A 7,413-nucleotide genomic window follows, 5' to 3' on the forward strand; every position below is an offset into this window, starting at 1 on the left:
CGCCGGAAGCGGAAAGGTTGCCAACGATTTCTCACAGGAAGTGGCCGAGTCTCGCGGCAGGACGGTTACGGGCGGCTTGGCACGGTCGCGCGCGTGGCCATGAGCTGCGGGCAACCGGTGGTGAGTGCTGACCTCGAACATCACCACCACCAAGGTGCTCAACGGCCGGTCGGGAGTGTCGGACGCGACCCGGGCCCGCGTCGAGGAACTGATCCACCAGTACGGTTATTGCCAAAGACGGAGCAAGACGGAGCAAGACGGAACAAGACGGAGCAAGACGGAGCAAGACGGAGCAAGACGGAGTGGGGCGGCGCGCAGAGACGCCGGTGCCCTGGTTGCCCGGGAGGTGGGCAACCAGGGCGAGGGCCGGCCGGTCAGGATTAGTTGACAGCTGTACCTGTGACTGAGTCTCCGGACTTCGTGACCTCGTACTTCACTTTGGCGCCGCTGTGGAAGTGGAAGATCAGCGTCGCCGGTTCCCCGTCACGCAGTGCCTTCAGGAATTCGGGGGTCAGGATGATCGTGCCGTTCGGGTAGTCCGGCGAGAAGGCCACGTTGAACTCCTGATACGGAGTCCAGCTGGTCGGGCCGGCGTTGCTGCCGTCGGCGTACGTGGCCTCCATGGTCGCCAGCAGGTCACCCTGGTACTTCGTGGGAACGGCGAACGAACCGGGTGTGCCCGTGGCGTCCGACAGCACCGGAGTGTCGTAGGTGACCACGTCGATCTGCCAGGGCAGGCCGCGGGAGAACCGGGCCTGGAGCGTCGCGTTGACCCCGTAGTCCCGCTCGCCGGTCAGCCGGGTCAGCGCACGTGCCGTGAGGGTGAGGCGATCATTGACGACGGTGTAGTCCTGGCCCTCGACAAGCTTGGTGTCGCCGTGCCACAGACCCTGGAACTTGGTGCCGTTCAGGTTCAGCGTGAGCGACTGGGCTGTGATCCGGCTCGACTTCGCCACGAAGACCTTGTCGAAGGAGGCGGTTCCCGAGCGGGTGGTCCAGCTCGACTTGATCCAGGCGAAGAGGGCGGGGTCGCGCCACTTCAGGGTCTCTCGGTTCAGGTAGGCGTAGCCGGGGTCCCACAGGGCGGTGGTGACACCGGCGACGCGTGCCGCGTGTCCGACGTGCTCGTAGTACTTCAGCGCCTCGCCCCGCTCGATGCGGGAGGGGTGGTTGTCGTCGGGATATGCGAGCAGGCCGTACTCGCCGAGGTAGACGGGGATGCCCCTGGCGATGAAGGTGTCGTGCATGCGGGCGAAGGCGTCGTTCAGGTCGTTCTGGGCTGCGTCATCGTAACGGGTGCCGCCTGCGACGTTCACGCTGAACGGGTACCAGCTGTAGTAGTGCACGGTGGCGACCAGGTTGCTGTCGTGCAGCGCGCTGATCGTGGTGTACAGGTCGTCCATGAGGTCCTGAGAGGGGGTGCCGCCCTGTGTGGTCAGGACGAGCAGGCGGCCCTTGTTCCCGCCGCCCGAAGCACGGACGACCTTGTGGAACGAGGTGTTCAGCTCGTCCATGAACTGGGTCTTCTGCGCGGCGGTGGCGTCGCCGAAGCTCGGTTCGTTGACGCTCTCGAAGAGCAGGGTGCGCGGCTCGTCCCGGAACGCCGCGGAGATCTGGGTCCACAGGGCGTCGTAGCGGGCGAGCACGTTGTCGTGGTCGGTGGAGATCTTCCAGACCCACTGCCATGAGTCGTGGTGGACGTTGAGCACGACATAGAGCTTCTCGGCCTGTGCCCAGTCGACCACCTGCTTGACGCGGCTCATGTACGCGGCATCGACGGTGTAGGGCGCGGTGTCGGACTGGTGTGCGCTCCAGGTCACCGGGATGCGGACGCTGCGGAAGCCCTGCGCCCGGATGGTTTCGAACAGCTCCCTGGTGGCCTTGGGGTTGCCCCAGGACGTCTCGTCCGGAATCGCGTCCAGGGTGTTGCCCAGGTTCCAGCTGGGCTGCATCGCCGCGACGGCGTCCATGGCGCGGGCCGGAACGCTGATCGTGGAGCGTGCCTGCTGCGCCGTGCCGCCGGGCGCGGCGAGCGCGGTGCTGCCGGACAGTCCCAGGATGACGAGTAGCGCCATCAGCAGGCCGGCCAGGCGTCCGGGGCCGCGGCTGCGGTGGTGTGCGGGTTGCCGTATGTCCTTCATGTGTCATGCCTTTCGGTGGGTTGTACGGGTGATCCGATCCGTGGTCGGGCAGTGGCCAGGCGCCACCGTCGGGCGCGCCTGCCGCTGCAGGTCCATGGGGTGATGTGTGTCGTGGCGTTCTCGGGATTCAGTGCCGGACCGCCGAGCCGGTCGGGGAGGACGGGTCAGCCGGCCCTCGTCGCCACATGGCGGAGCCTCCTTGTTCCTGTCAGCGGAGGGGGACAGCGGGAGGGGGGCCTGGTTCAGCCGTCGAGCGGCTCGTAGTCGAACCAGTCGAAGTGGACGGTGCCTGTCGCGGCGAACATGCCGATGACCCGACCGGTGAAGCCGCCGGCGACCTCGGTCGACAGGTAGCGGCCGTCGAGGGTCGCGAGCTCGGTGAACGTGCCGTCGGGCTGCTCGACGCCGAGGGAGACGACGTCGGGTCCCGTGCACGGCCCGTCCGGAGACGGCGGCTGCGTGATCGTGACGGCGAGGACCACCGGCTCGGCGGGCACGGGCTGTTCGGCCACGACCGTGCTCAGGGAGCCGACACGCGCGACCACCCGCACCCGCGTGCCGGACACCTCGATTTCGTAGTGGTGCCGCTCGTCGAGCCGCACGGCGAGGCCACCGCCTCCCTCCGTGGCATCGACCAGAGTGCGCGCCCGGCACGACCTGTGCTGCTGGCGCCGACCGGTGAACACCACGTCGGGCTCGTCCAGGGAGCCGCCCCGCGCGCGGAGCGTCAGCCATCCGGGGCGCTCCTTGGTGGTGCAGTGTTCGGCGGGCCGGTCGCGCAGGGAGATCCAGGACGGCCGCAGTTCGGCGAGCTCGAAGTCGTCCCGGTGCTCCTCGGCAGGGCTGGGGGAGAGCGGCCACGGCAGCTCAGGCAGGTCCAGGGCGACCTCGCCGATGACCGGCCAGTCGTCCACCCAGGTCACGGGGGCCAGGAAGGTCTCCCGGCCGAGCACGTGCCAGCCCGGCGTGCCGCCGCCCGGCCGTACGCCGAGCAGCACCATCCACCAGGAGCCGTCGGGGCCTTGGACCAGGTCGGCGTGCCCGGTGTTCTGGACGGGGTGGTCGGTGCCGCGATGGGTGAGGATCGGGTTGGCCGGGCATGGCTCGAACGGGCCGGCGGGCGTACGGCCGCGGGCGATCGAGACACCATGGCCGCGCTCGGTGCCGCCCTCGGCGATGAGCAGGTACCAGTAGTCGCCGATCCGGTACAGGTGCGGCGCCTCCGGGGCCTTGGCGCCGGGCCCGCCGGACCAGAGCTTGTGCGGTGTTCCGTACGTCTGCCCGGTGGACGGGTCGAGACGGACCTGCGAGACCCCGGCGACCGTGCACCAGCAGGTGCCGTCCTCGTCCCAGGCCAGGTCGGGATCGATGCCGGGGACGCCCGGCGCCCAGATGGGGTCCGACCATGGTCCGGCGGGGTCGGTGGCCGTGACGATCAGGTTGCCGCCGCCCTCGCTGCAGTTGGTGACGATCAGCCAGAAGCGGCCGTCGTGGTGGCGCAGGGTGGGGGCGTAGATCCCGCCGGAGGACGGCATGTCCGCCGGCAGGCGCAGCTGCTCGGGCCGGTCCAGGGCGTTGCCGATCTGCGTCCAGTGGACGAGGTCGCGGCTGTGGAAGAGGGGTACGCCGGGGAAGTACTCGAAGGTGGAGCAGGCCAGGTAGTAGTCGTCGCCGACGCGACAGATGCTGGGGTCGGGGTGGAAGCCGGGGATCACGGGGTTGGTGAAGCGTCTGTCCGGCTGGCGCAGAGGGGGCACCCGATAGGTCCTCTCGTCGATTCGTGATGCAGGCGTGGGGTGGTTCAGTGGGGTGGTTCAGGGGGCGCCAGGGTCCGTGGGGCTGATGCGGAGCAGAACGGCGGACGGCGCGGTGGGCGGGGTCAGGCTCAGCTCGGCCGCGTGTGCCGGTCGCCGTCGTGGGTCGCACGGTGGGTCCGGTGGCGCAGACGCCCGCCGAGATCGGTGCCCACGAGGCGGTTGCCCGACCAGCCACGGCCGTGACCCGCGGCCGTCACCTCCACCAGGGGCAGGGACGCACCGGGGATTCTCTGCAGCTTCGCCGGCCAGTCCGAGGTGCGTGAGGCGCGGGCTGTCGTCGTCATCGAGGACGATCTCGAGGTGAAGGCCCTCGTGCCCCCAGTGGAAGGTCCCTTGTTCCTTGGTCATGGTGGTTCTTTCGAGGTCAGTGCCCGCGCAGAACCGCGCAACCGCCGGGCGGCAGTTCGTGCGCGAGGGCATCGGTGAGCAGGTCGTGGGCGGGGTCCGGCAAGGGCACGGCCTCGGGGTTGTGGTGGAGCAGGACCTGCCAGTGGCGGCCGTCGGGTGTGTGTCGGGTGACGGCTTCCGACATCGGCCGGCAGGCCGACGGTCTTCCTGTGGTGGCTGTCGAAGCGCTTCACCACTAGGCGCAAGTTAGCGGACAAGCCTCGTGTGAAACAAGGGTTTCTACCGCAAGGTCCTATTCTCCTGCTGCTCTATTGGCGGCCCATCAGGAGAATGGCAGCTTCGAAGCGCTTCGACAAGCCATGCGTCAGAGCCAGTTCCACACTCGGCTCCCGAGGGGTGTGCGCCGTGGGCTCGGCGTCCTTTCCGCCACTGACCGGCTTTCTTTCTGCTGCCCCGGATCGCTGGGGCGCGGAGCGTCGCCGGCATGCTCGAACGGCCCACGTGGACGAGCGGTTCGCGATGTCGCACCCGTACGGTCCGGCCGTCGCCGCGCCTGGGGGGACCCTCAGGGCTCCCACTGACGGTGAGCCGCCGCACGGGGCCGCCTAGCGGCTCAGGGGCCGATTGGGCCTTCGTGACCCCAGCCACGGCGGGCGCCGCGCCCGGCGGTGCCCGCCACCGATGTTCTGCCGGGACCGGAACGCGGAGGGGGTTCGGGTCCGGGGAGCGGGGGTCATCCGGCGGTCAGAGTGGCCCACTTCTGGTTGGAGCCGCCGTTGCAGTCCCACAGCTGGAGCTGTGTGCCGTCGGTCGTGGAGAAGCCCGGATCGTCGAGGCAACGGCCGGAGGCGGGGTTGCGGTAGCCGCCGTTGTAGGGCTGCCAGACCTGGTTGGCGCCGCCGTGGCAGGCCCAGATCTGCACCTTGGTGCCGTTGGCGGTGCCCCCGCCGGCGGCGTCGAGGCACTTGCCCATGGAGCGCAGGGTGCCATCGGTGTAGGTGGACCAGAGCTGGTTGGCACCGTCGCTGCAGCCCCAGATCTGGACAGCGGTCCCGTCGGCTGTGTTGGCACCGTTCACATCCAGGCACTTGCCGGCGATGCCGGACTCCACGCGTGCGGCGGCGGGGGCGGGGTTCCTCAGCCACCCGGCGCTGTCCGCGGCCTGGATGCCGCGATGGAAGGCGTCGGCCATCTTCTGGTAGCCCGCGTCGTTGGGATGCAGGGTGTCGGCCAGGTCGGCCGTGGTCAGGCTGCTCATGTCCACGTATGCCACGTGTTTGCCCGCGGCCTGTGCGTCGCTCACGATGTGGGGGATGGCCTGGTTGTACGCGGCACGGTACTGCTCCACCGAGCCGCTGGTGGACACGACCAGGGAGGCCACGAGGACGGTTGCGTCGGGGACGGCGGCGGTGATCTGGTTGACCAGCGACTTCAGCCGGGCGCTGGCGGTGGAGGGCTGATAGTTCCCGTTGAGGTCGTTGGTGCCGATCTCCAGCGTCACGACGTTGGGCCGGTAGCGGGTCAGCGAGGCGTCGGCGAGTGCGGCGATCTGGTCGATGCGGTATCCGGAGTGGTCTTCGTTGTCGGGGTCGGACATGGAACCGCCCCGTAACGTGCCGACGAAGTCCAACGGATGGCCGTCCGCCGCAAGCTTGTCCCACAACGGACCCCGGTAGCCGTTGCCCGTACTGCTTCCCACACCCCAGGTTATCGAGTCGCCCAACGGCATGACCCGCAAGGGCGTGGTCGAGGCGGCGGAGGCCGGTGTCACACCAGCCGCGGTCACCCCGAGCGCGGCAGAGACTAGAGTGATGAGGGATAGAGTCCAGGACTTTCTCATGCAGACGTCCTCTCATGACGAGTGAGTGCTGAATCAACGGGGCTGAATCGCCGTTCGAGTCGGCAACTCGGCTGTCATCCTCCCGCTGGCGCCGACGGCTGACTGACGTACTGTCAGAACGCCGTCCCGTAGCCGGATCTGTGGTGCTCCTGGGCGGTCGGTGCCGTCACCAGCCTGTCGGCAGACCGGCGATGAACGAGGTGAGCCGGTCGGAGATGACTCGGTCGTCGTGGGCCGAGTAGTGCCAGTCGCAGCCGAGGAAGTCCAGGCCCGAGTCGTCGAGGAACCAGTAGCGGACCCGGCTGTCGCCGGCGTCGTTGCGCGCCTTGACCACCTGCTGGACATGGCCGGCGTACTGGCCTGCGCCCACCGCCACGATGGTCGTGTCGGCCCCGTAGCGCGTGCGCAGCTTCTGGATGAAGTCGCCGTAGGCGCTGCGGTAGGCGGCCGCGAGGCTGTCGGGCGTCCACGGCTCACCGGGGTTGATGGCGGTCGAGAAGTCGTTGGTGCCGAGGTTGACCACCACGACCCGGGGGCGCCAGGTGCCCGGGTTCTGCCAGACGTCGCCGGACACGTTCAGCAGGGCACGGTCGTAGAAGGTCCGGTACGTGACGTCCGGCGAGCCTCCGTTGTAGTTGCGCACCATGCCGAGGCCCGAATAGCCGTTGATCTGATAGTCGGCGTTCAGTTGCCGGGCGGTGAGGGCGCCGTAGCTCACGTCGGAGTTGGTGTTCCGCTTGACCTGATCCCAGGTGCAGGTGTGGGAGGCCGAGAGGTTGCCGTAGCCCACCGTGAGGGAGTCGCCGATGAACTCGATCTGGCGGTTGCGGGCGGCCGGTTTGCTCAGTACGGCACCGCCGGGCGCGGCGACGAAGCCTCCGAACGTGCTGGTGTCCCCCGGGGTGTCGTTGCGCTTGACGAGCCGGACGGTGTGCGTGCTGTTCGACAGGCCGTTGATCCAGTGCGTGGTGTCGCCGGGCGTGATGAGTGTGGCGACGGTGGCTCCGTCGACCTGGACGTCGTAGTCGGCGGCAGAGTCGTTGAGCACGATGCCCACGCCGGTGCCGCTGACGCGGCCCTCGAAGTACACACCAGGCCAGCTGTACTGCACGGTGTTTCCGGCGTCCTTGACCCGCCCCGCGGTGTGCACCTGTGCCAGCACTCCTGTCGCGCGGACCAGTTGCCACTGCTGGTTGGCTCCGCCCCAGTCGGTGTACTGCACGACCTTGGCGCCGTCCGCGGTGGAGGCGTTCTCGACCTCGACGGC

General features: G+C 68.9%; 6 protein-coding genes and 1 pseudogene. 1 reads left to right on the top strand and 6 read right to left on the bottom strand.

The features are described 5' to 3' along the window. Positions 1–124 precede the first annotated feature (124 nt). Positions 125–229: pseudogene (locus ACWD4J_RS40820) on the top strand (LacI family DNA-binding transcriptional regulator); the annotation flags it as partial. Between the two features lie 151 nt (positions 230–380). Here the strand turns inward: ACWD4J_RS40820 and ACWD4J_RS40825 are convergent. The 6 genes from ACWD4J_RS40825 to ACWD4J_RS40850 form a co-directional block, all read right to left on the bottom strand. Beyond that, a complete protein-coding gene (locus ACWD4J_RS40825; RefSeq protein WP_451400615.1) occupies positions 381–2,141 on the bottom strand; it encodes a cellulase family glycosylhydrolase in 1,761 nt (586 codons plus the stop codon). Positions 2,142–2,383: 242 nt separating this feature from the next. After that, complete coding sequence (locus tag ACWD4J_RS40830) at positions 2,384–3,898, bottom strand: glycoside hydrolase family 43 protein (RefSeq protein WP_451400616.1); 1,515 nt, start codon at positions 3,896–3,898, stop codon at positions 2,384–2,386. Positions 3,899–4,026: 128 nt separating this feature from the next. Next, positions 4,027–4,242, bottom strand: coding sequence for a hypothetical protein (locus tag ACWD4J_RS40835; RefSeq protein WP_451400617.1), 216 nt, complete (start codon positions 4,240–4,242; stop codon positions 4,027–4,029). Between the two features lie 80 nt (positions 4,243–4,322). Continuing rightward, positions 4,323–4,490, bottom strand: coding sequence for a hypothetical protein (locus ACWD4J_RS40840; protein ID WP_451400618.1), 168 nt, complete (start codon positions 4,488–4,490; stop codon positions 4,323–4,325). A gap of 549 nt (positions 4,491–5,039) precedes the next feature. Next, positions 5,040–6,146 carry a ricin-type beta-trefoil lectin domain protein gene (locus ACWD4J_RS40845; RefSeq protein ID WP_451400619.1) on the bottom strand — a complete coding sequence of 369 codons (1,107 nt, stop codon included), beginning with the start codon at positions 6,144–6,146 and terminating at the stop codon, positions 5,040–5,042. Between the two features lie 166 nt (positions 6,147–6,312). Then, on the bottom strand, positions 6,313–7,413 hold a 1,101-nt coding region (locus ACWD4J_RS40850), incomplete at its 5' end, for an SGNH/GDSL hydrolase family protein (protein WP_451400620.1).

This window comes from Streptomyces sp. NPDC002577 (genome assembly GCF_053594815.1).